Source organism: Nocardioides sp. Soil796 (assembly GCF_001429525.1).
Taxonomy (GTDB): domain Bacteria; phylum Actinomycetota; class Actinomycetes; order Propionibacteriales; family Nocardioidaceae; genus Nocardioides.
In genome coordinates, this window is the sequence record NZ_LMSQ01000018.1 from 144,971 (window position 1) to 168,408 (window position 23,438).

Here is a 23,438-nt window from a genome sequence, read left to right on the forward strand (position 1 = left end):
GTCACTCGTAGAGTCGCGTGATCACGTCGGCGTACTTGTCGTTGATCGGCTTGCGGCGCAGCTTGAGGGTCGGGGTGAGCACCTCGCTGCCAGGCAGCCAGAACTCCGGCAGCACCTCTACCTTCTTGACCTGCTCGACCCGCGACAGCTTGGCGTTGCCCGCGTCGACTCCGGCCTGCACGGCAGCGAGCAGCTCCGGGTGCTTGGCCAGCGTGGCCGGGTCCGCCGCCACGCCCGCCTTCTCGGCGAACGCGGCAGCAGCGTCGGGGTCGAGCGTCACCAGGGCCACGTTGTAGGGGCGGCCGTCGCCGATCACGGTGATCGTGGCGGCCAACGGGGTGGTCACCTTGAGCGTGTTCTCGATGTTGGACGGCGACATGTTCTTGCCCGAGGAGCTGATGATCAGCTCCTTCTTGCGGTCGACGATGGTCAGGTAGCCGTCGGCGTCGAGGGTGCCGACGTCGCCGGTGTGCAGCCAGCCGTCCTCGTCGATCGCCTCGCGTGTCTTCTCCGGGTCCTTGCGGTAGCCGGGCATGACGCCGGGCCCGCGGAACAGCACCTCGCCGTCCTCGGCGATGCGGATCTCGGTGCCGGGCAGTCCGGGGCCGACGCTGCCGACCTTGGCCTTGCCGGGCGGGTTGATGGTGCCGGCCCCCGAGAGCTCCGACATGCCCCACAGCTCGCACACGTTGACGCCCAGGCCCATGAAGAACTTCAGCGTCTCGGGCGCGATCGCGGCGGCACCCGACCAGGCCCACTTGAGCTCGGACATGCCGAGCGCCTCGCGCACCTTGGAGAGCACGAGCTTGTCGGCCAGCCCGACCTGCAGGCGGTCGAGGGTGCCGAGCTGCTTGCCGGTGAGCACGGCCTCGGCACGCATCGCGGCCAGCTCGAGGGCCCAGGCGAACATCTTCTTCTTGACCGGGGACTCCTCGGCGGCGAGCTTCGCCTCGACGGCCATCTTGATCTTCTCCCAGACCCGCGGCACGGCGAACCAGATCGTCGGCCGGGCGTCGGGCAGGGCGGCCGCGATCGCGCGCGGGTCGTCCACATAGGTGACCTGTACGCCGCTGGTGGCCGCGAAGTACTGCGCGGACGCACGGTCGGCGATGTGGGCCGCGGGCAGGAAGGACGTGATCCGGTCGCCGAACTCGACCGGCACCACCTTCAACGCGGACTCCACCGTGTCGATGATGTTGGCGTGGGTCAGCTGCACGCCCTTCGGCGGTCCGGTGGTGCCCGAGGTGTAGATCAGGGTGAGGACGTCGTCGGGCTGGACCGCCCGCCAGGCGGCTTCGAAGTCGAAGTCCGGGTCGCCCGAGGCCTCCAGCTCCTCGAGGCTCATCGTGGCTCCCTCAGGCTTCCCGTCGACCACGATCACGTGCTCGAGCGAGATCCCGGAGGCGAGGATCGCCGGGAGCAGCGCGGTCTCGGTGACCACTGCCGTGTTCTCCGCGTTGCCGAAGAGGTAGTCGATCTGGTCCGGCGACGAGGTGTTGTAGATCGAGAACGCGATCACGCCGAGGTGCATGGCTCCGGCGTCGACCCAGGCGAACTCGGGGCGGTTGGTCAGCATGAGCGCAAGGGTGTCCCCGCGCTCCAGGCCGAGCTTGGCCAGGCCCGCGGCAACCTTGCGGACGCGGTCGGCGTACTCCTGCCAGGTGACGGAGACGGCATCACCCGGCGTGCGCAGGGCCACGGCGGACGGCTGGACCGTGACGGTGCGTTGGAACGCTGCACAGACGGTGGTGGGCTGGGGCATGGGTGGCGGGTCTCCCTCTGAGCGATCGATGGCCGAATGTAAGCCACGTCACACACGCAAAGCAAGCACTCCTGATTGTTTTCGGACCCACTGGGCCGTCTCTCTCAAACTGCCGTTTGAGAGACATGGCCTAGCCTCGAGGCATGAGCGACTTCCGCATCGAACACGACTCCATGGGCGAGGTGCAGGTGCCTGCCAAGGCGCTGTGGCGGGCGCAGACGCAGCGCGCCGTGGAGAACTTCCCCATCAGCGGCACCCGCCTCGAGGACGAGCACGTCATCGCCCTGGCCCGGGTCAAGGCGGCCGCCGCGAAGGTGAACGCCCGGCTCGGTGTGATCGACGAGTCGGTGGCCGAGGCGATCGGCGAGGCCGCCGCGGCGATCGGCGACGGCCAGCACCTCGACCACTTCCCGATCGACGTGTTCCAGACCGGCTCGGGCACCAGCTCCAACATGAACATGAACGAGGTGCTGGCCACCCTGGCCGCACGGGCCGGGGTCGAGGCGCACCCCAACGACGACGTCAACGCCAGCCAGTCGAGCAACGACACGTTCCCGACCTCGATCCACGTCGCGGCCGCCACGGCGACCCACGACCGGCTGGTCCCCGCGCTCGACCACCTGGCCGCCGCCCTCGAGGCCAAGGCGGTCGCGTTCGCAGACATGGTGAAGTCGGGCCGCACCCACCTGATGGACGCCACCCCGGTGATGCTGGGGCAGGAGTTCGGCGGGTACGCCGCGGCCTGCCGGCTCGGCATCGAGCGACTGGAGTCGACCCTGCCGCGGGTGCTCGAGCTCCCCCTGGGCGGTACGGCGGTGGGCACCGGCATCAACACGCCGCCCGGGTTCGCCGCGGCCGTGATCGAGGAGCTGGCCGAGGCGACCGGCCTGCCGTTCACCGAGGCCCGCAACCACTTCGAGGCACAGGGCGCCCGCGACGCGTTGGTCGAGCTCTCCGGCCAGCTGCGCACGATCGCGGTCAGCCTCACCAAGCTCTGCAACGACCTGCGCTGGATGTCGTCGGGCCCGAGCACCGGCCTGGCCGAGATCCACCTCCCCGACCTGCAACCCGGCTCGAGCATCATGCCGGGCAAGGTGAATCCGGTGCTCCCCGAGGCGACGCTGATGGTGTGCGCCCAGGTGATCGGCAACGACGTCACGATCACCACCGCCGGCGCCTCGGGCAACTTCGAGCTCAACGTGATGATGCCGGTGCTGGCCCGCAACCTCCTGGAGTCGATCCGACTGCTCACCACCTCGACCCGGCTGCTCGCCGACCGGTGCATCGACGGCATCGAGCCCGACGTCGAGCGGATGCGGACCTACGCCGAGTCCTCGCCGTCCGTGGTCACGCCGCTGAACCGCTACCTCGGCTACGAGGCTGCGGCCAAGGTGGCCAAGAAGTCGCTGGCCGACGGGGCCACCATCCGCGAGACGGTGATTGCGCTGGGCTTCGTCGACGACGGCACCCTGACCGAGCAGCAGCTCGACGAGGCGCTCGACGTGGCCTCGATGACGAGGCCCTGACATGGCGGAAGCGCTGCTGCCCGGCCTGCTCCGAGCCCGCACCGACCGGCACCTGAGCGTCGCCGGCACCACCACCAGCCACGCCGACCTGCTGGCCGCCGCCGCGGTCGTGGCCGACTCGCTGGCCGGTCGGAGACGCGTGGCGGTGCTCGCGACGCCGACGATGTCGACCGTGCTCGCCGTGACCGGGGCCCTGCTGGCCGGCGTCGAGGTCGTGCCCGTGCCACCCGACTCCGGGGCCGCCGAGCTGCGCCACATCCTCTCCGACGCGACACCCGACGCCTGGCTGGGCGCGGCGCCAGACGACACGTCCTTGCCCGCGCTCGAGATCGACGAGACGGCCAGGGCGTCGTACACGCCGGTGCAGGTCGACCCGGAGCGCATCGCCTTCGTGCTCTACACCTCGGGCACCACCGGCCTGCCCAAGGGTGTGCTGCTCTCCCGCCGCGCACTCACGGCCGGGCTCGACGGCCTCATCGACGCCTGGGCATGGACCAGCGACGACGTCCTCGTGCACGGCCTTCCACTGTTCCACGTGCACGGCCTGGTGCTGGGCGTGCTCGGCCCGCTGCGCATCGGAGGCAGCCTCGTGCACGTCGGCCGCGGCACGCCCGAGGCGTACGCCGGGGCGAAGGGCACCATGTACTTCGCGGTCCCGACCATCTGGTCACGCCTGGCCGAGTCGCCAGACCATGCCCGCGAGCTGACCGGCGCGCGACTGCTGGTCTCGGGCAGCGCGGCCCTGCCGGTGCCGGTCTTCGAGCGCCTCAAGGAGCTCACCGGCCACGAGGTGGCCGAGCGCTACGGCATGAGCGAGACCCTGATCACCGTGGCCACGCGGGCCGACGGCGTACGACGGGCCGGTTGGGTCGGCGTGCCGGTCGCGGGGGTCGAGACCAGGCTGCGCGACGAGCACGGCGCCGACGTGCCGCACGACGGCGAGTCCGTCGGCCGGCTCGAGGTGCGCGGCGCCACCTTGTTCGACGGCTACCTCAACCGCGCCGAGGCGACTGCCGAGACGTTCACCGACGACGGCTGGTTCGTCACCGGAGACGTGGCGGTGATCGACGCGGACGGCGCGCACCGCATCGTCGGGCGCGAGTCGGTCGACCTGATCAAGTCGGCCGGCTACCGCATCGGCGCCGGCGAGATCGAGTCGACGCTGCTCGGGCACCCGGCGGTCGCCGAGTGCGCCGTGATCGGCGCCCCCGACCCCGACCTGGGCCAGAAGATCGTGGCGTTCGTGGTGGCCCGCACACCGGTCAGCGCCGCGGACCTCACGTCGTACGTCGGCGAGGAGCTCTCCGCGCACAAGCGGCCGAGGGAGATCGTGTTCGTCGATGCCCTGCCCCGCAACGAGATGGGCAAGGTGCAGAAGAAGCGGCTCTAGACCTGAAGTGGCGCTGGGCCTGGTGACCGACCGTCAACGGTCGGCCACCAGCCCACCCCCGCCCTCAGCGACGCGTCAGTGACTGAGCGCGCCAGACCACCGTGGACAGGTTGCCGACCTTGTCCTGGGCGATCACGTTGTAGACCAGCTGGCCCTTGGCCAGGCGCGGCAGGCGCGCCGTCCAGGTACCGGTGGCGGTGGGCACCACGACCCTGATGCCCGACTTGCGCAGCGCGGCCGACTTGGTCGTGCCGGCCTTGACCCACGTGCCGGTGGCGGGCCGGAAGGCGTACCAGGCCGCGCCCCGCTTCTCGACGGCGCGGACTCGCACCTGGCGGACGCCGGTGCCGCTGTCACGGGCCACACCACGCAGGGTGGTCCACTTGCGCACCGACGTGCGCGGGGCACGCGGCAGCGTCAGCCGGACCACGGGGCGGGCGGTGTCTGCCTTGACCGTCACGGCGCCGACCTCGACCGGAACGCTGTTCTGGGCCTCGTCGGTCAGCGTGACGCTCGGCGTGAACGGGCCGGCGGTGCGGTAGACGTGGGCCAGCACGGTGCCGGTCGTCCAGAGAACCAGCGGAGTGCCGTCTCCCCAGTCGACGCGTCGTTCGATCAGGTTGCCCGGCGTCCAGTTGTCGACGAGCGCGTCCTGCGTGAGCTGGACCTTGGTGAGCTTCGCCCACGCCGTTGCCGGGCTCAGGGTGAACGCGCCGGTGGGTGCGGCGTGGTCGTTGACGACCACCGCGTCCAGGGTGAGCTCACGGGTGTTCCCGGCCAGGTCGGTCAGGCGCACCCGGGGCACGTAGCGCGCCTCGGTCGTCGGGTAGACGTGGACGAGCGACGTGCCGGTCGACCACTCCTGCTCGGTGGAGTCACCCCAGGTGACGGTGCGAGTGATGGAGTCGGCTGCCGTGACGTCGTCCGACAGCGCGGCCTGGGTCACGGTCGTGGTGTAGCCGTCGGCGTCGACCGACACGTCGAACGCGCCGGTCGGCGCGGTGAGGTCGGCCAGCACCTTGGCGCCCGACTGGACGAGCTTCCCCCTGCGGGTGCCGGCGTACGGCGTCACACGGACCCTGACCGACGTGCCGGGCCGGGCCGTCGTGAACGCAGTCCAGGCTTCGTCGGTGACGGTCTCGGAGTCGAGCACGACGCCTGCTGCGTCGACCAGCTGGACCCGGTACGTGGTGGCCCGGCTGGCCTGGTTCCACGTCGCCGGGACCACGTAGGCCGCGGCAGGCTTGGTGATCGCGCCGGCGACGAGGCCGGTGACGGCTCCCGGCCTGACCGGCGGGGCGGCCACGCTGGGTGAGATGGAGGCGACCAGCGTGATGCCGGTGGCCACGGCGAGAGCGGGCAGAGTCCTGCCCAGGAAATTTTGTGCGCGCACGGCGACACCTTTCGGATCAGTCCCGGTGGCACCCGGATCCGAAAAGTCGGTCCCCCCAGGTGCCCTGTGTTCCGAGCATGGAGGGTGTGCGCCGCACCACGTGCGGAAATGGAGCTGAACCGGCGGATCAGCCGGTGCGCGCGTGACCCGTTCGAACCAGACTAGACAACTGGCCGGTCGGATCGAGGGCGACTCAGTACCAGTTGTGGCTCTGGCTGTGGCCCCAGGCGCTGCACGGAGTGCCGTAGCGGTCCTGGATGTAGCCCAGTCCCCAGCGGATCTGGGTGGCCGGGTTGGTTGCCCAGTCGGCACCGGCCGAGCTCATCTTGGAGCCGGGCAGCGCCTGCGGGATGCCGTACGCCGAGGAGCTGGGGTTGTCCGCGCTGGGGTTCCAGCCGCTCTCCTTGGTCCACAGCGAGTCGAGGCAGCCGAACTGGTCGGAGCCGAAGCCGAACTCGGAGAGCAGGGCCCGGGCGACACCACGCGGGTCGTCGTCGGTGGCGTCCTCGGTCTCGATGACCGCGTTGCCGGTGGGCGTGCTCGCGGCAGCGGTCAGCTCGGCCTGCTTGGTCCGGTCGAGGTCGCTGCGACGGTCGGAGCGCGAGGGCTCGTCGTCACCGCGGCGTTCGGCGATCTCCTGGGCACTGAGCGGGGCCACGGATCCGAGGTCGGCAGCCATCGGCGCGACGTCTCGCTTCGCGGCTGCACCGTCACCGAACATGCCGGTTGCGACGGTGGAGCCAGTGGCGGCCACGGCGATCGAAGAGAGGACCAGCGTGTTGCGCAGAGCCTTCTTCGGTACGCCCGCTGCCCGGAGTTGCCGGTGCTTGGGGTCGTACTTCTTGTGCTTGGACAAAGGGGTACCCACGGGGTAGACATCGGGACTGATCGATCCGCCAACATGCCCCCCGGCGCGCGAAAGATCTTGACCACCTTGCATGAAGGGGCCAGTGGAGGCAAACCGGACACGGCAAATTCACAGGCGAGCCCGGTCACACCCGCGCTTCACCAGTCACACGGGTCACACCGGGCTCGCCTCGTCCCAGAGGTGACGGGACTACATCGTGATGTTCTCCAGCATCTCCGTGACCAGCGCCGCGATCGGGGACCGCTCGGACCTGGTCAGCGTGACGTGCGCGAACAACGGGTGGCCCTTGAGCTTCTCGACCACGGCGACCACGCCGTCGTGGCGGCCGACCCGCAGGTTGTCGCGCTGGGCCACGTCGTGGGTCAGCACGACCTTGGAGTTGGCGCCGATCCGCGAGAGCACGGTGAGCAGCACGTTGCGCTCCAGGGACTGCGCCTCGTCGACGATCACGAACGCGTCGTGCAGCGAGCGGCCGCGGATGTGGGTCAGCGGCAGCACCTCGAGCATGCCGCGGTCCATGACCTCCTCGATCACGTCGCGCGTGGTGAGGGCGCCGAGGGTGTCGAAGACTGCCTGGGCCCACGGCGACATCTTCTCGTTCTCGGAGCCGGGCAGGTAGCCGAGCTCCTGGCCGCCGACGGCGAACAGCGGACGGAAGACCACGACCTTCTTGTGCTGGCGGCGCTCCATCACCGCCTCGAGGCCCGCGCACAGTGCCATCGCCGACTTGCCGGTGCCGGCGCGGCCTCCGAGCGAGACGATGCCGACGTCGGGGTCGAGCAGCATCTCCAACGCGATGCGCTGCTCGGCGGACCGGCCGTGCACGCCGAACGCCTCGCGGTCGCCGCGCACCAGGTGCACCTGCTTGTCGGGACCGACCCTGCCCAGGGCGGTGCCACGGTCGGAGAGCAGCACCAGGCCCGTGTGGCAGGGCAGCGCGCGTGCCGACTCGAGGTCTACCACGCCGTCGTCGTACAGCTCGTCGAGGTCGGCCGAGGCCACCTCGAGCTCGGCCATGCCGGTGTGGCCGGAGTCCTCGTTGACGGTCTCGGCGCGGTATTCCTGAGCGTCGAGGCCGACCGAGGAGGCCTTGATCCGCAGCGGGAGGTCCTTGGAGACCAGGGTGACCAGGGCGCCCTCGTTGGAGAGGTTCTGCGCCACGGCCAGGATCCGGGTGTCGTTGTCGCCCAGGCGGAACCCGCTGGGCAACGACGTCGGGTCGGTGTGGTTGAGCTCGACGCGGATCGTGCCGCCCGCCTCACCGACCGGGATCGGCTTGTCCAGCCGGCCGTGCGTCACCCTCATCTCGTCGAGCTGGCGCAACGCGGAGCGGGCGAAGTAGCCCAGCTCCGGGTGGTGGCGCTTGCCTTCGAGTTCGGTGATGACGACGACGGGCAGGACCACCTCGTGCTCGTCGAACCGGTGCATGGCACCCGGGTCGGCGAGCAACACGCTCGTGTCGAGCACGTAGGTGCGGGTGGGGACGGTCTTGCTCTGCTTGGAGGCCACGGATCTCACCCTTTACGAACCGGCGCGCGCACTCCCGCTCCCGGCCCTAACTCATCCACATGGACCGGGAAATCGCCCGAAGACCGGAGTGCCGGCCTCCGTAGGCACACGCCACCCCAGCGGCTGTGCAACAGTCGTGAAACTTCACGTCCGGGCCTCCCGATACAGCGAGCTTCCCCACTCGCCGGTACCTCCGAAATTACGCCCCCGGTGGGTGGAACCCGGGCGACACGCCCGAACGCAGGGTGAAGGTTGCGTTACGCGCCGAAGCGACGCTCGCGCTCGGCGTACGCCCGGATCGCGCGGAGGAAGTCGACCCGTCGGAAGTCGGGCCAGAGCGCCTCGCAGAAGTAGAACTCGCTCTTCGCGCTCTGCCACAGCAGGAACCCGCCGAGCCGCTGCTCCCCCGACGTGCGGATGACGAGGTCGGGGTCGGGCTGGCCCTTGGTGTAGAGGTGCTCACTGATGCTGTCGACGTCGATCTCGTTGGCGAGGTCCTCGAGCGAGGTCCCCTTCTCGGCGTGTTCGAGGACCAGCGATCGGACCGCGTCGGCGATCTCGCGGCGGCCGCCGTACCCCACCGCGATGTTGACCAGCATGCCGTCGACGTCACGCGTGGCGTCCTCGCACTCCTTGAGCCGGCGGGCGGTGTTCGCCGGGAGCAGGTCGAGGGCGCCGACCGGGTGCAGCCGCCAGCGCTTCTGGTCGGCCAGGGAGGCGACGGCCTCCTCGATGATCGTCATCAGCGGCTCGAGCTCGGCGGCGGGGCGGTTCAGGTTGTCGGTGGAGAGCAGCCACAGCGTGACCACCTCGATGCCGACCTCCTCGCACCAGCCCAGCAGCGGCTCGATGTTGGCGGCCCCGGCACGGTGTCCGTGGGCGGTGTCGGCCCCGACGGCCTTGGCCCAGCGCCGGTTGCCGTCGAGCATCACGCCGACGTGCTTGGGGAGCTGGTCGGTCGGGAGGAACTTCACGACCCGTGCTTCGTATGCCGGGTAGAGCACCCGTCGAATCGCCCGCTTCCAGTCCGCCACGTCTCGATGTTACCGGCGTGTGGTCCCTGACTCGGGTGACCTGGCCCTCATTCGCACGCGCGCCAACCTACGGTGGCGTAAGTTGGAGCGCATGAACGACATGATCCGCACACGTCTAGACGACGCAGTCGACCGCGCCCAGGACAAGCTGGCGGACGTCAAGCCCAAGCTCCGGGGCTGGCTGCACGCCTGCACGGCGCCACTGGCCCTGGCCGCTGGCATCGTCCTGATCGCCTTGTCGCCCACGCAGTCCACCCGTGTCGCCTCGGCCGTCTTCGCGGCCAGCGCGCTCGTGTTGTTCACGGTCTCCGCGATCTATCACCGCGGCACCTGGTCTCCCCGCACCTGGGCCTTCCTCCGGCGCTTCGACCACGCCAACATCTTCGTGCTGATCGCCGGCTCCTACACGCCCTTCGCGGTGCTGTTCCTCGAGGGCTCGGCACGCTTCACCCTGCTGGCCGTGGTGTGGTCGGCCGCCATCCTGGGCGTCTTCTTCCGGGTGTTCTGGACCGACGCGCCGCGCTGGCTCTACACGCCGATGTACATCGCGCTCGGCTGGGCGGCGGTCTTCTTCATCCCGCAGTTCATCGAAGGATCCGACCGGTTCAGCAACGGCATCGCCATCGCCGTGCTCACCCTGGTCGCGGCCGGCGGCGTGCTCTACACGCTGGGCGGCGTGGTCTACGGCTTCAAGCGCCCCGACCCGGCCCCGTCGTGGTTCGGCTTCCACGAGGTCTTCCACACGTTCACGATCCTCGCCTTCATCACGCACTACGTCGGCGTCTCCTTGGCGACGTACAGCCTGCGCTGACCAGCCGCGGCGCTAGAGCACCCAGAGCGCGATCACGGTGCCAGTCGCCAGGATGCTCACGAGCACGGCGACCCCGGCGACGATCAGCGGCTGGCGGTCGGCGGCCTTCTCGGTGACCTGGTAGAGCGCGGTCACGCCCAGCAGCCCGACGGTCACGTGCAGCAGCACGGCCAGGCCGATGCCCATCACCCAGCCGGCCATCCGGAACCGCCCCCAGGCCAGGCCGAGCACGAGCGGTACGACGATCGCGCCGGCCAGCCCTCCGATCAGCTCCAGCCACCACGGTCGGTCACCCATCCACGGCAGTTGCGGCGTACCGCCGATGTCGAACAGGTCGAGCGTCGCGAGCACGCCGAGCACCACCACGACGAGCAGCGACGCACCGATCACGATGCGGTGGCGCCATGTCGTCGCGGTCGACCACGGCACCTGCTCGCCCTTGAGCAGGGTCGCGGTGGCGACCGCCGACCACACCAGCCAGCGCCGTACGACGTCCGTGCCGGTGTCGGCCATCGCGTCACGGAAGATGCGGTCGGCCTCGACACGATGGACCATGTGACCGTCGGTGGAGGTGTAGGTCGGCGGCTCGTCGTCGGCGAAGCAGAGTCCGTCGTGCAGCAGCGCGGCCGGCAGGTGGGCGCCGGTCTTCGGCACCAGCCAGGTGAAGAGCATCGGCACCGACGTGAGGTCCGTGCGGAACGAGGCGGTGTCCGCGGGCACCAGCAACTCCCCCAGATGCCTGTCGCGGTAGGCGATCCGGCGGATCAGGGCGAACTGCTCGTGGCCCTGCACCGACAGCCGCTCCAGCACGATCTTCGGGTCCTCACCCGGGTTCGGAGGAACCTCCGGCTGGCCGTCGACGGCCGGCAGCCCGCCGTCGTAGAACCGCCGCGTCTCCTGCTCGACCTGCTCGACCTGCCCGACCATCGCGTCCGAGATCTTCATGAGTCAAGCGTCCTCCCGGCAGGCACCGCTGTCGAGGAGCCCCCACCGCATCGAGAGTGAAGTCCGTGTCGTCGTTCACCCCGGATCGCGACACAGGTTTCACTCTCGACGCGCTCAAAGCAGGGCGGGGTCAGTGACCGGGCGCTCGCAGACCATGTGGCGGCAGACGTACGCAGCGGGCGCGCCGTCGACCTCGTCGCGGCCGACCAGCAGCGGGATGTCGTCGCGGCCCGGTTCCACGACGAGCACGACTGCCCCGTGCCGACGACGTGCGGCCAGCTCCAGCCGATCGCGTTCGAGGCCGGGTCGCCCGACCACCACGATCTCGTCGGGGCCCTCGAGCATCGACTCGGCCGCTGCCAACGCCCAACCCGCGAAGCGCGGAGCCCGTTCGGCCAGGCCGGCGAGCACCGCGAGGGTCTGCTCGGCGGCCTCGCGGTGCGTGCCCGATCCACTGAGTGCGGCGTACGTCGCAAGGGCGTGGACCATCGCCGACTGGCCCGAAGGGCTGGCGTTGTCGGAGAGCTCGCGGGGCCGGGTGATCAGCGCCTCGGCATCGGAGGCCGTGTCGTGGAAGCCGCCGTCGTCGGCACGGAACCTGGCCAGTGCGTCGTCGAGCAGCACGCCTGCCCGCTCGAACCAGACCCCGTCACCGGTGGCCTGCAGCAGATCGAGGAAGCCGGCCGCGACACACGCGTAGTCCTCCAGCACTCCGTCGTGTCGCCCGACCAGACCGTCGCGCGACACCCGCAGGAGCCGTCCCTCCACGAGATGTACGTCGACCAGCAGCTGACCGGCACGCACCGCGGCCTCGACGTACTCCGGTTTGCGCAGCAGGGTGCCGGCCGCGCACAACCCGCTGATCGCCAGGCCGTTCCACGCTGCGACCACCTTGTCGTCGCGGGCCGGCCGCACCCGAGACGCGCGCGCTTCGAAGAGCCGACGCTTCACGTCCTCGAGGCGAACCAGGTCGTCCGGGTCGCGCAGCAGCTGCAGCGTCGAGGACCCGTGCTCGAAGGTGCCGGCCTCGGTCACCTCGAACGTGGTCGCCGCCCAGGCGCCGTCGTCCTCACCGAGCGCCTCGACCAGCTGGGCAGGGGTCCATGCGTAGAACTTGCCCTCGACGCCCTCACTGTCGGCGTCCAGCGCGGAGGCGAAGCCGCCCTCCGGCGTACGCAGCTCGCGGAGCAGGAAGTCGGCGGTCTCCTCGGCGATCCGGTTGCCGCCCCACCGCGCGTAGAGGCCGAGCAGCTGCGCGTTGTCATAGAGCATCTTCTCGAAGTGCGGCACCACCCAGCCGGAGTCGACGGAGTAGCGCGCGAAGCCGCCGCCGATCTGGTCATAGAGCCCGCCGCGGGCCATCGCCACGCAGGTCGCGTCGACCATCCGCTTCGCGACGGAACCGTCCGCTGGTTGAGGAGCGAGCTCCGGCGAGCGTCTCGATACCCGCGCCTCGTGCCGCAGCAGGAACTCCAGGACCATGCCCGGCGGGAACTTCGGCGCACCGCCGAACCCGGCGCTCTGCCCGTCGAACTCCGTGGCCAGGGCACGCACGGCCTGGTCGAGCGTCTCGGCAGTGATCAGGCCGGTGTCGAGATCGCCCTGCACCTTCAGGTGGGCGCCGATCTCCGACGCCGCCTGCCGCACCTCGTCGGCCCGGGTCACCCACGCATCGGCCAGGGCATCAAGGATCTGCATGAAGCTGGCGCTGCCGTGGCGCGGCGTGTCCGGGAAGTAGGTGCCGGCGAAGAACGGGTTGCCGTCGTGGTCGAGCACGCAGGTCATCGGCCAGCCGCCGTGCCCGGTCATCGCCTGGGTGGCGCTCATGTAGACCGAGTCGACGTCGGGTCGTTCCTCACGATCGACCTTGACGTTCACGAAGTGCGCGTTCATGTACGCCGCGGTCTCGGCGTCCTCGAACGACTCGTGCGCCATCACGTGGCACCAGTGGCACGCGGCGTACCCGACGCTCAACAGGACCGGCACGTTGCGGTCGCGGGCCTCCGCGAAGGCCTCGGTGCCCCACTCCCACCAGTCGACGGGGTTGTCCTTGTGCTGGAGCAGGTACGGCGAAGTCGCGTCAGCGAGTCGGTTCGTCACGAGCCCAGCGTGTCATGCCCGTGGCGCCCGCTGGCTGCGCCCGTCACTCCGCCGGCAGGTCCCGTACGACGACCGCGGGGCTTCCCACCGCGACGACGTGGTCCGGCAGGTCGGAGAGGACCAGGCTGCCCGCACCGACCACCGTGTTGCGTCCGATCGTGACACCGGGCCCGACGATCACACCGGCACCCAGCCAGGCGTTCTCACCGATCTCGATGCCGAGGGCCTGCTCCCAGCCCTGCCGTCGCATCGCATGCTCCTCGACGGGGTGCAGCGCGGTCATCAGCTGGACCGACGGCCCGAGGCGCACGTGGTCGCCGATGACGATCGGGGCATCGTCCATGAAGAACGCGTCGGCATTGACGAAGGCACCGGCACCGATGGTCACGTGGAAGCCATAGCTGCAGCGAAACCGGGGCACGATCTCTGCGCCCTCACCGAGGCCGCCGAGCAACGCGTCGAGCACCTCGCGGCGCCGGTCGTGGTCGGCAGCCGCGGCCGCGTTGAACCTGTCCAGCGCCGAGCCGCACTCGTCCCGGAGCCGCGCCAGCTCACGCGAGTCGAGATACCAGTCACCTCCGGACATCGCGGCGACCGCCTCGTCCTGCTTCCTGTCGAGCACCCCACGAGGGTGGCACACTCCGGCACTCGATCAGCGACGGGCACACGCCACCCAGGCCATGAAGGCCGAGGTGACCGCGTGCCAGGTGCCGGGCGACATCAGGCGTTCGCCTGCACCGTCACGCCGAGCGGCTCGAGGAGTACGTCGACCCCGGGCCACTGGCCGTACCCGGAGGCGGGGTTGAGATGGCCCACCGCACCGAGCACGTGGACGTCGCTCCCCCACGCTGCCGCGAGGTCGCGCACCCGGCCCAGGTCGCCGATCGGGTCGTCGGTGCTGGCCGCCACGATGCTCGGGAACGGCAGTCCCTGCAGGGGAATCGGCAGCCACCCGTCCACAGCGAGGTCCTCGATCGCCGGGTGTCCCGGCCCGAGGGGCGAGACCAGGTCGGGCGGCGTGGCGAGCAGGACACCCTGGATCCGACCCACGTGGTCGGCGGCGTGGCGGGCCGCCCAGTGCACCGTGATCAGGGCACCGGCACTGTGCGCCACCAGCACCACCGGTCCCTCGGTGCCACGGATCGTCTCGTCGAGGGCCTCGACGCGCTCGGTGAGGTCGTGCCGTTCGCGACCCAGGAAGGGAACGCAGACGGCGTCGGTCAGTCGCTTGTCGAGGTGGGTCTGCCAGTGGTCCTCGACGTGGTCGCGGAGCCCAGGAACGATGATGACGGTGGGGCGGTTCATGCGCGTACCTCCAGTTCTGCTGCGTGGACACGGGCCAGGCTCGCCGGGTAGTAGGCCCGGCCGACAAGCAGGAGAACGATCGAGAGGGCGCCTGCCACGGGCAGTGCGCGGAAGGCGGTGGCCAGGCCGTACTGGTCGGCCAGCATGCCCATCACGAACGGGCCGGCCGCGAGGCCGAGCAGGTTGTTGGCCATCGTGAGTGTGCCGAACGCCGTGGCCCGGATCCGCTCGGGCGTGAGGTTGGCGACCATCGCCCCGGCCGGCCCTGCAGTGCCGGAGCAGAAGAAGACACCGAAGCCGAGCAGCACCAGCTGGAGCGTTCCGGCCGGCTGGGCGAAGGCCAGGCCGAGAAGCACCAGGGACACGACGGCGTAGCAGATCGCGGACGTCCACTTGCGGATCGGCACCGTCTTGGCGACCCGGTCGGTGACCGCACCGCAGACGATCATGCCGACGCCCATCACGAGGATGTAGCCGGCCGCGGCGACGGCGGCGCGGTCAGGAGCCAGGTCGTACTCGCGGTTGAGATAGCTCGGCAACCATGCGTACACCGACCCGGCCACGAACAGCTGCGTGCCGCTGCCGAGGTAGGCGAGCACCACCGAAGGCGTGGAGAAGAGCGAGCGGAACCTCGGCCGTGCCGGTGTCGCCGCGGTCGGCGTACTGTCCGGGTGCCGGTGCTGCTCGAGCTTCTCATCGGTTACCAGGAGCCGGTAGAGCGCGACCAGCACGAACCCGAAGATCGCCATCGCGACGAACGCAGAACGCCAACCGAGCCGCTCGGCGACGATGCCGCCCAGGGCGACACCGAGGACGGCGCCGAACAGGCCGCCGGCCATGAAGGAGCCGGTGAGCGCGGAGCGTCGGTGCGCGGGATAGACCGCGATCACGACGGCCAGGCCGACGCTGCCGAACGCGGCCTCCCCCACGCCGACGAAGAGACGGGCCAGCATCATCTGGCCGTAGCCCGCGGCCAGGGCGCAGCCGAGGGTTGCGACGCTCCACAGGGCACCCATGGCGATGATCGCCCGCACCCGGCCGAAGCGGTCACCGATGATCGACAGCGGTACGGCGAGGATGCCGACGGCGAGAGCCACGACGCTGGTGAGGCCGCCGAGCTGGGTGTCGGTGAGACCCCACTCGGCCTTGAGCAACGGGAAGACGGCCGAGAGCACCTGCCGCGACATGTAGTCGGAGAGCAGCAGCCCGAAGGTGAGCAGGAAGACGAGGAACGGGAAGGCCCGTCCGGCGCGGGCCGCCACGGGGGCGGCAGAGGGCTCAGTGATGACGGCGCCCTCGGTGACGTGCAGTGCCATGGAAAACTCCAGGAAAGGTCGATCCGGTCGGCAGGGAACGAGTCCGTCGCTGCCGTCGATGCAGGGCGTGGGGCGCGGCCCGGAGACCGCACCCCACGCAGACGCTGCGGGAGAACGCCGTGCGGATGGGCTCAGGCGTGGAAGGTGAATCCCACCTGGCCGGGCTGGCGGTTGGGCGCGAAACCGAGCTTGGCGAGCGTCTCGTCGACACTGGAGTACTGCTCACCGATCTTGTATATCTCGCGAGCGTCCTTGCCGGTGGCGATCGGCCGGTCGAGCTCCTGGGCGATGCGCACGAGCTGCTCGACCTGCTGGACCGAGGTCATCTTCTCGCGACGACGACCCCAGATCGTGTCCTCGTTGCCGCACCGCGAGTGCAGCCCGAGGGCGATGGCCATCGCGTTGACGGGGAGCACGCTGCGCATCAGCGTCTCCAGCGTGAGGCAGGCACCGTCCGGGACCCGGCGGATGAAGTCCATCATGTTGTAGGGGTTGGGCCCCTCGAAGCCGCCGCCGATCGCGACCCACGTCAGGTTCAGCGGCCCCATGTAGTGGCCGCGCCGGATCAGTCGCTCGACGGTCTCGAGCTGTGCCGAGGTGGCCAGCTGGAAGTGCGGCTGGATGCCGTTGGCGGTGAGCCGGCGCAGGTGCTCGATGACCCACTCGGGCCCGGCAGGGACGACCATCTCGCGGTAGGCCTCGGCGAGCTCGGGGCGGGCAAGCGACGTGCCACGGGTGTCGTCGTCGGTCATCAGCTCCATGATGTTCATCTGGCTGGTGTTGATGGCGATCGTGACCTGGTCGGGCGCCGGGTCGAGGTCGGCCAGCATGTGTCGGGCGTCGTCCTCGAGCCACTTTGCCGACTGACCGTCGTCCTCGGGGGCGAAGGAGATCGACCCGCCGATCTGGAGGATCATCTCGGGCACGGCCTCACGCAGGCGACCGAGCAGCTCGTTGAACTTCGAGAGCCGCTTGGAGCCCTTCCCGTCGAGCTCGCGGACGTGGATGTGCAGCACCGTGGCGCCGGCGTTCCAGCAGTCGACGGCCTGCTGGACGTGCTGGTCCATGGTCAGCGGCAGGTCCTCCGGGAAGTCGGCCGGCTCCCATTCGGGGCCGTACGGCGCCGCGGTGATGACCAGCTTCTCCTGGTTCTCGGGGAACAGTGAGTCGTCGTGGAAGTACATGGTGGTTCTCCTTTGTGAAGGGTTCGGAAGTGTCAGAAGGTCGGGTCGCCGATGACGCCGGCGCGCTCCATCTTGCGAACGGCGGGCCAGTAGTCCTGGACGGCGTAGTGCTGGGTCGAGCGGTTGTCCCAGATCGCCACGCTGTTGGGGGTCCAGCGCCAGCGCACCTGGTACTCCGGCACGGATGCCTGCCGGATCAGGTAGTTCAGGAGCTCGCCCGCTCCGGGGCTGTAGTCGTGCCCGAAGCGAACCCGCTGGGCGTTGTGGAAGTTCACGAAGTGGGTCGTGAACGCGTTGACGAACAACGTCTGTTCGCCGGTCTCCGGGTGCGTGCGTACGACGGGGTGCTCGGCGTCCGGGAAGCGGTCGCGCAGGGCGCGTCGTTGTTCGGCGGGTAGCGCGGCGCCGAACGTCGACTCGATGCTGTGGCTGGCCCGCAGGTCGGCGATCTGGGTCTTGACGTGATCGGGAAGGCGCCGGTAGGCCTCGACCATGTTCACCCAGATCGTGTCGCCGCCGACGTCGGGCGTCTCGATGCAGCGCAGCACGGCGCCCATCGGCGGCGCCTCACGCCAGGTGGCGTCGCAGTGGAAGGAGTTCTCGTACTGCTCGGCCGGGGAGTCCAGGTCCTTGTAGATCTGCACCAGGCCGGGGTGGTCGGGGTCGGCGCCGACCATCGGGTGGTCCTCGAGCGGCCCGAACCGCTCGGCGAGCGTGACGTGCTCGGCCCGAGTGAGGTCCTGGTCGCGCAGGAAGACCACCTTGTAGCGGAGCAGCAGCTCCTTGATCCGGGCAAACAGCTCGGGGTCGCGCGAGGCATCGGCCAGGCTGACGTTGCGCAGCTCGGCGCCGATGGTGGCGGTGAGGGGGTGGACCTCGATGGCGCCGGTCGTGACGGGTTCGGCGGTGACAGTCATGGGCTTCTCCTTCTGGGTCTCAGGACTCGAGGTCGAAGACGGACGAGCCGATGCTGCGGCCCGACTCGAGGTCGTGGTGGGCCCGGACGGCATCGTCGAGCGAGTAGCGCTGGTTGATCGGGACCTCGATGCGGCCAGAACCGACCAGGTCGAAGAGCTCGTCGGCCAGGGCCGCGCGCTCGTCCTCGTCAGCGATGTAGTCGGCCAGGGCCGGCCGGGTCACGAAGAGCGAGCCCTTGACGGCCAGCTGCATCGCGTTGATCGGCGGAGTCGGGCCGGAGGCGGTGCCGAAGCAGACCAGGAGCCCCCGGCGGCTGAGTGAGTCGATCGACTGCTCGAAGGTGGTGGCGCCGATGCTGTCGTAGACGACCGGCACGCCCTTGCCGTCGGTGAGCTCACGAACGCGGGTGGCGACGTCCTCGCGGGTGTAGACGATGGTGTGCGCACAACCGTGGGCGCGGGCAACCTCCGCCTTCTCGTCGCTGGACACCGAGCCGATCACGTTGATGCCGAGCTCACGCGCCCACTGGCTGAAGATCAGGCCCACTCCCCCGGCGGCGGCGTGAAGCAGCACGGTGTCGCCGGCCTCGAGCGGAGCGATGCGGCGCAGGAGGTACGCCGAGGTGAGTCCGCGCATGGTCATGGCCGCGGCGGTGTCGAAGGCGATGGTGTCGGGGAGCTTGATCAGGGAGTCGACCGGCATGACCCGTTCAGTGCTGTAGGCACCCAGCGGGCTGCCGGTGTAGGTGACCCGGTCTCCCTCCGCGAAGCCGATCACACCGGCGCCGACCGCCTCGATGACGCCGGCGCCCTCGACGCCCATGCCGGCAGGCAGCGGGGCCGGGTAGAGGCCGGTGCGGAAGTAGGTGTCGGCGAAGTTGAGGCCGACCGCGTGGTGGCGGACGCGCACCTCGCCGGGGCCGGGCTCACCGACATCGACGGCCTCCCAGCGCAGCACGGCCGGGCCGCCGGTCTCGTGGAAGCGAATGGCCTTGGCCATGGGGAACTCCTTTGTTGCGTGGTCCGCGGGATCGGCCGCGATGATCTGTGACGCAAGCCACGCTAGGAGCCAGCGCTCGCCAGCGCTTTACGGATCGGGACAGATCACTTATCTTTTCGGGACAGGCGGGAGAGGCAGGTCACATGCACCCGGAGGTCCGCGCCGCGTCGCTGCACGGCTTCACCGACCTCGCGAAGTCGGTCGGGCTGGAGCCGCTCGCACTCATCGACGACGCCGGCCTCGACGTCGCGGACCTGGCCACCCCGGACACCTGGATCCCCGCGCGGGCGGCGGTCGGCCTGCTCCAGTCCGCGGCCCTCGCCTCGGGCCGCGACGACTTCGGGCTGCTGCTCTCCGAGCGGCGCCGGCTCTCGACCCTGGGACCGCTCAGCGTCGTGCTGCGCGAGGAGCCGGACGTGCGCAGCACGCTGGACCTGCTGATGCGCTACGAACGCAGCTACAACGAGGCCCTGCACCTCGAGCTCCACGAGTCCGGCGGGCTGGCCAGGCTCCAGATCAGCATCGAGCTGGGTGTGTCCGCGCCGACCGGGCAGGCCGTCGACCTCGGCGTGGCCGCGCTCGTCGGCATCCTGCGGGTCTTCCTCGACGACGACTGGAGCCCGCTCAAGGTGTGCTTCGCGCATCCCGCGCCGGACGACCTGGGCACCCACGAGCGACTGCTCGGTGACCGGCTCCAGTTCGACCACGAGTTCTCCGGCGTGATCCTCACCTCCACCGACCTCGACCGGCGCAACGAGCACTCCGACCCGACCCTGCGGCACTACACCCAGCAACTGCTCGCCACCCTGCCCAGCGCGCGCCCGGAGGGCGCCGTCGAGCGGGTCCGCGAGCTGATCGAGCTGCTGCTGCCGCTGGGCCGCTGCTCGGTCGACCAGGTCTCCCGAAGCCTCGGCGTCGACCGTCGCACCCTCAATCGCCACCTGGCCGTGCACGACGAGACCTTCACCTCGCTCCTGTACGCCACGCGCGGCCGTCTCGCCGAACGTCACCTCGCCAATCCGCGCCACTCACTGACCGACATCTCGCAGCTGCTGGGCTTCGCGGCACCCAGTGGGTTCTCACGCTGGTTCCGCGAGCAGTACGGCGTCGCTCCGCGTGAGTGGCGCGCACAGTGAGGTCAGGACGTCACAGGTGACGGTTCCGGGCGACGAGGTGGCTCACCGCTAGGGTGAGTGAGTCACCAGAGGGGACCCAGGCCATGCCGACATTCTCGGGCCGCACCCACGCGACCGTGGACCATGTTGCCGCGTCCTCGACGTGCGTCGGACGAGACGGCGAGCTCGCCTCAGCCAGCGCCGCACTGTCTACGGGACGCGCACTGATCGTCATCGAGGGTGAGCCGGGAATCGGCAAGTCACGCATGGTCTCCGAGATCCTGGGCGCCGCCAACCTGCGCCCATCCGCCGTGCTGATGCTCGCGGGTCTGCCGATGCCCGACACGTTCCCATTGGGCTTGCTTGCCGACGGCCTGCGTCGCCATGCCCGACGTCGTGACGACCTCGAGACGGCGCTGGCTGAGCTGTCCCCGCTGGGAGGGTGCCTGCACGCACTCCTTCCCGACTGGTCCTCACTGCTTCCGCCGCCTCTCCCCCCGGAAGACGACCCCCGCGCGACACGGCGGCGTCTGCGGGCCGCCCTGGTCGAACTCGTCGGTGTGCTCGACATAGAAGTCGTCGTCCTCGAAGACGCGCACTGGTCCGACGCCGCGACCCTGGAGTGGCTGCTCCTTCTCGACGGCGCCGACGACGGCCCGTCGCTGCTGGTCACCGACCGTCCGAGTGAGGTGCCCGACTCCTCTCCACTGCTCAGGCTCCGCTCCCGAGGCAACTCTCCCGGCACCTACCTCCGACTCACCCTTCAGGCACTCGACGTGGACGCCGTCGCCCGGCTGACGAGCGCGATGCTGGACGGCGCGGAGATCTCCCACGCGTTCGCGGCGTTCCTGCGGGAGCACACCGACGGCGTACCCCTGGCCGTCGAGGAGTCGATTCGCCTGCTTCGCGAACGACACGACATCGAGCTGCGCGATGGACGCTGGGCCAGGCGTGCCCTGGACGAGATCGGCGTACCACCCTCCGTCGTCGACTCCGTGCGCGAGCGACTCACGCGACTGCCCGAACCGGCCCGCCGACTGCTGGAGGCCGCGGCCGTGCTCGCCGAGGACGCCACCAGCGACACCCTCCACTCCGTCGCACACGGCGACACTTCGACCGGCGCTGATGAGATCGAGTCGATGGCCGCGGCTCTGTCGTCTGGCCTGCTCCGCGAGGTCAGGCCGGATCGGTACGCGTTCCGGCACTCCCTCGACGCGGAGGCGGTTCTCGCCTCGGCCGACGCACCTCGTGTGCGGGCCCTTCACCGGCGGGCCCTGGAAGCCCTCGCACGCGACGAGGGTGCCTCCGTCGTCCGGCTCGCACACCATGCCAAGGAGGCGGGCGACACCACCCGCTGGCGGGGGTACGCCGAGCAGGCCGCAGACGTGGCCATCGACACCGGCGACGACGAAACCGCGATCCTCACGCTCGTCGCGATCATCGAGTCGACCGATCAGTGGAGCAGCCCCGCTCTGTCGGCCATCATCGGCAAGCTCGACGCGGCCCGAGCGATCGGTGGTGGCACCAGCATCGCCACCGGGTCCCGTGCCGCCGAGGCGTTGCAACGGGTGATCGACCGGCGCGTGCTGGACGGGGCACAGTTGGGCACCGCCATGCTGGTGCGAGCTCGGCTGCTGTGGGTCATCCATCGGGAGCGAGACGCCTATGAGCTCTTCGAAGAGTCCGTTCCCCTCCTGGAGGAGCGTCCTCAGGAGGCCGAGCGAGCCATGGTCAACCTCGCGCTCCCCATGATCGACGAATGGCCCATCGCACGTCATCTGAGCTGGTTGGATCGAGTCGACACACTGTTCGCAACCGAACCGCAGGTCATGCCTGCACTCGAGGGACGCGCCACAGCGCTGCTGATGGCAGGGCACCCTGAGGGCTGGCAGGCACTGGAGACGGTCCTTGGGCAGCCCGGAAGAGATTCGTCACCGAGCCAGATGCTCAACGTCATCGGTGCGACCTTCCCGTGGGGACGACTGCACGAGACCCGACGACTGCTGGAACGTGAGGCGCAGTCGGTGGCCGCGGCCAACCACCCACGACTCGACGACATCTGGCTGCTGAGATCGGTCCAGCTCGACTGGTATTCCGGTGCGTGGGACCAGGCTCGCGTCAGCATTGCTCGTCTGGACGAGAGGACCGACGAGCCCTACCTCGACGATCCCACCGAGACCGCCTATGCCGACGCACTCGACTGCTTCGGCCGCACACCCGGCGACGCAGTGAAGCGGCTCGAGGAGGTGGCCGCCCGGCTGGCACGTTCGGAGAGCGTGCTGCCCACCTGCCTCGACCCCGCGTCGACCCTGGCCCACCTCGCGGTCTCCTCCGGCGACTTCGAGACCGCGCTTGCCCACACCCGATCGATGGCGGAGATGGTGACGCGCCGCGAGGCCTGGCTGTGGGCGGTCGAGTTCACGGTAAGCCACGTCGACGCACTGCTGGGCAAGGGAGACGTGCCCGCGGCGGTCGAGTTCGTTGACCGGTTCGAGGCAGGCACCTCGGGGCTCGATGCCCCGGCAGCACAGGCCGTGGTCCACGAGTCTCGCGCCGCGCTCGCACTGGCCGCAGGTGAATCACGTGAGGCGATCGCGCTCGCACAGGAGGCGGCCAGGCAGTGGGCGGCGATGCCCCGCCTGCACCGGGAGCTGCTCGCGCTGGAGCGCCTGGGCGCCTGCCTCATTGGAGCCGACCGAGTGCCCGAGGCGGTCGGCGAGCTCGAAGCGGTGCACGAGCGGCTGCGTGAGCTCGGCTCGGTGCATGACGCAGCCAGGGTCGCCCGCACGCTCCGTGCGCACGGTTCCCGCACCGGCCGACCCGAGGTCAACGGTCGAACCGGGTACGGCGACCAGCTCTCGCCCCGCGAACGCGAAGTGCTTCAGCTGGTCGCCCGAGGCATGACCAACAAGGAAGCGGCCGCGGCACTGTTCCTCTCACCCAAGACGGTCGGGCTCCACCTGGGCTCGGCGATGAGGAAGCTGGGCGTTCACACTCGCACCGCGGCTGCCATCGCGGCCACGCAGGCCGGCCTGATCGAGAACTCCTCGCCCGACCGGTAGGGCAGCGGCTGCACGAGAAACTGGGCAATCGCCCTATTGCTGGTCGCACCGTCTCTGCGCCAGCGTGAGTCCGTGCCGGAAGAGAAGCCACGTGCCAAGGAGCACGCGGGTGCGCCCGACGACGAGCCGACCGAGCCCGAGTACGAGGCCGATGAACCTTCCAGTGCTCCCCGACCGGAGCCACCCGGCGAGACCCGTTGG

General features: G+C 70.0%; 18 protein-coding genes. 5 read left to right on the forward strand and 13 right to left on the reverse strand.

Annotation, left to right across the window (positions count from 1 at the left end):
* Window position 1 precedes the first annotated feature (1 nt).
* A complete protein-coding gene (locus tag ASH02_RS12135; RefSeq protein WP_056681464.1) occupies window positions 2-1,762 on the reverse strand; it encodes an AMP-binding protein in 1,761 nt (586 codons plus the stop codon).
* Window positions 1,763-1,905: 143 nt separating this feature from the next.
* On the opposite strand from ASH02_RS12135, the gene ASH02_RS12140 reads away from it, so the two are divergent.
* Together ASH02_RS12140 and ASH02_RS12145 are read left to right on the forward strand one after the other, a co-directional pair.
* The gene (locus ASH02_RS12140; protein ID WP_056681465.1) at window positions 1,906-3,288 is read left to right on the forward strand and encodes a class II fumarate hydratase; all 1,383 of its coding nucleotides are present in this window, start codon (window positions 1,906-1,908) and stop codon (window positions 3,286-3,288) included.
* Between the two features lies 1 nt (window position 3,289).
* Complete coding sequence (locus ASH02_RS12145; RefSeq protein WP_056681466.1) at window positions 3,290-4,678, forward strand: acyl-CoA synthetase; 1,389 nt, start codon at window positions 3,290-3,292, stop codon at window positions 4,676-4,678.
* 64 nt (window positions 4,679-4,742) lie between these two features.
* Here ASH02_RS12145 and ASH02_RS12150 read toward each other — a convergent pair whose 3' ends face one another.
* The 4 genes from ASH02_RS12150 to ASH02_RS12165 all read right to left on the reverse strand — a co-directional run bounded on the left by ASH02_RS12150 (window position 4,743) and on the right by ASH02_RS12165 (window position 9,482).
* Window positions 4,743-6,071: a hypothetical protein gene (locus ASH02_RS12150; RefSeq protein WP_156393627.1), complete on the reverse strand. Its 1,329-nt coding sequence runs from the start codon at window positions 6,069-6,071 to the stop codon at window positions 4,743-4,745.
* A 193-nt stretch (window positions 6,072-6,264) separates the two neighbouring features.
* On the reverse strand, window positions 6,265-6,939 hold the full coding sequence (locus ASH02_RS12155; RefSeq protein WP_235529930.1) for a lytic transglycosylase domain-containing protein: 675 nt from the start codon (window positions 6,937-6,939) through the stop codon (window positions 6,265-6,267).
* A 189-nt stretch (window positions 6,940-7,128) separates the two neighbouring features.
* Window positions 7,129-8,448: a PhoH family protein gene (locus ASH02_RS12160; RefSeq protein WP_414858559.1), complete on the reverse strand. Its 1,320-nt coding sequence runs from the start codon at window positions 8,446-8,448 to the stop codon at window positions 7,129-7,131.
* 257 nt (window positions 8,449-8,705) lie between these two features.
* Window positions 8,706-9,482 carry an isoprenyl transferase gene (locus ASH02_RS12165; protein ID WP_056681470.1) on the reverse strand — a complete coding sequence of 259 codons (777 nt, stop codon included), beginning with the start codon at window positions 9,480-9,482 and terminating at the stop codon, window positions 8,706-8,708.
* A gap of 91 nt (window positions 9,483-9,573) precedes the next feature.
* On the opposite strand from ASH02_RS12165, the gene trhA reads away from it, so the two are divergent.
* The gene (gene trhA, locus ASH02_RS12170; RefSeq protein ID WP_056681471.1) at window positions 9,574-10,293 is read left to right on the forward strand and encodes a PAQR family membrane homeostasis protein TrhA; all 720 of its coding nucleotides are present in this window, start codon (window positions 9,574-9,576) and stop codon (window positions 10,291-10,293) included.
* Between the two features lie 12 nt (window positions 10,294-10,305).
* On the opposite strand, the gene ASH02_RS12175 is transcribed toward trhA, so the two are convergent.
* From ASH02_RS12175 to ASH02_RS12210, 8 genes are all read right to left on the reverse strand, one after another.
* Window positions 10,306-11,238, reverse strand: coding sequence for a DUF1353 domain-containing protein (locus ASH02_RS12175; protein WP_056681472.1), 933 nt, complete (start codon window positions 11,236-11,238; stop codon window positions 10,306-10,308).
* A gap of 114 nt (window positions 11,239-11,352) precedes the next feature.
* Window positions 11,353-13,338: a thioredoxin domain-containing protein gene (locus tag ASH02_RS12180; protein ID WP_057294826.1), complete on the reverse strand. Its 1,986-nt coding sequence runs from the start codon at window positions 13,336-13,338 to the stop codon at window positions 11,353-11,355.
* A 43-nt stretch (window positions 13,339-13,381) separates the two neighbouring features.
* Entirely contained in the window at window positions 13,382-13,960 is a 579-nt protein-coding gene (locus tag ASH02_RS12185; protein WP_200951144.1) for a sugar O-acetyltransferase, read from the reverse strand.
* 98 nt (window positions 13,961-14,058) lie between these two features.
* Window positions 14,059-14,643 carry an RBBP9/YdeN family alpha/beta hydrolase gene (locus ASH02_RS12190; protein ID WP_056681499.1) on the reverse strand — a complete coding sequence of 195 codons (585 nt, stop codon included), beginning with the start codon at window positions 14,641-14,643 and terminating at the stop codon, window positions 14,059-14,061.
* Window positions 14,640-15,959, reverse strand: a complete 1,320-nt coding sequence (locus tag ASH02_RS12195; RefSeq protein ID WP_056681500.1) for an MFS transporter — start codon at window positions 15,957-15,959, stop codon at window positions 14,640-14,642. Before ASH02_RS12195 ends, ASH02_RS12190 begins: the two co-directional genes overlap by 4 nt.
* Window positions 15,960-16,090: 131 nt before the next feature.
* Window positions 16,091-17,143 (reverse strand): 3-keto-5-aminohexanoate cleavage protein, encoded by a 1,053-nt coding sequence (locus ASH02_RS12200; RefSeq protein WP_056681501.1) that lies wholly within the window; start codon window positions 17,141-17,143, stop codon window positions 16,091-16,093.
* 32 nt (window positions 17,144-17,175) lie between these two features.
* Window positions 17,176-18,060, reverse strand: coding sequence for a TauD/TfdA dioxygenase family protein (locus tag ASH02_RS12205; RefSeq protein WP_056681502.1), 885 nt, complete (start codon window positions 18,058-18,060; stop codon window positions 17,176-17,178).
* 19 nt (window positions 18,061-18,079) lie between these two features.
* Window positions 18,080-19,060 carry a quinone oxidoreductase family protein gene (locus tag ASH02_RS12210; protein ID WP_056681503.1) on the reverse strand — a complete coding sequence of 327 codons (981 nt, stop codon included), beginning with the start codon at window positions 19,058-19,060 and terminating at the stop codon, window positions 18,080-18,082.
* A 143-nt stretch (window positions 19,061-19,203) separates the two neighbouring features.
* Here ASH02_RS12210 and ASH02_RS12215 point away from each other — a divergent pair, with 143 nt between their 5' ends.
* Window positions 19,204-20,196 carry an AraC family transcriptional regulator gene (locus tag ASH02_RS12215; protein WP_056681504.1) on the forward strand — a complete coding sequence of 331 codons (993 nt, stop codon included), beginning with the start codon at window positions 19,204-19,206 and terminating at the stop codon, window positions 20,194-20,196.
* 83 nt (window positions 20,197-20,279) lie between these two features.
* The gene (locus tag ASH02_RS12220; protein ID WP_056681505.1) at window positions 20,280-23,237 is read left to right on the forward strand and encodes an ATP-binding protein; all 2,958 of its coding nucleotides are present in this window, start codon (window positions 20,280-20,282) and stop codon (window positions 23,235-23,237) included.
* Window positions 23,238-23,438 lie beyond the last annotated feature (201 nt).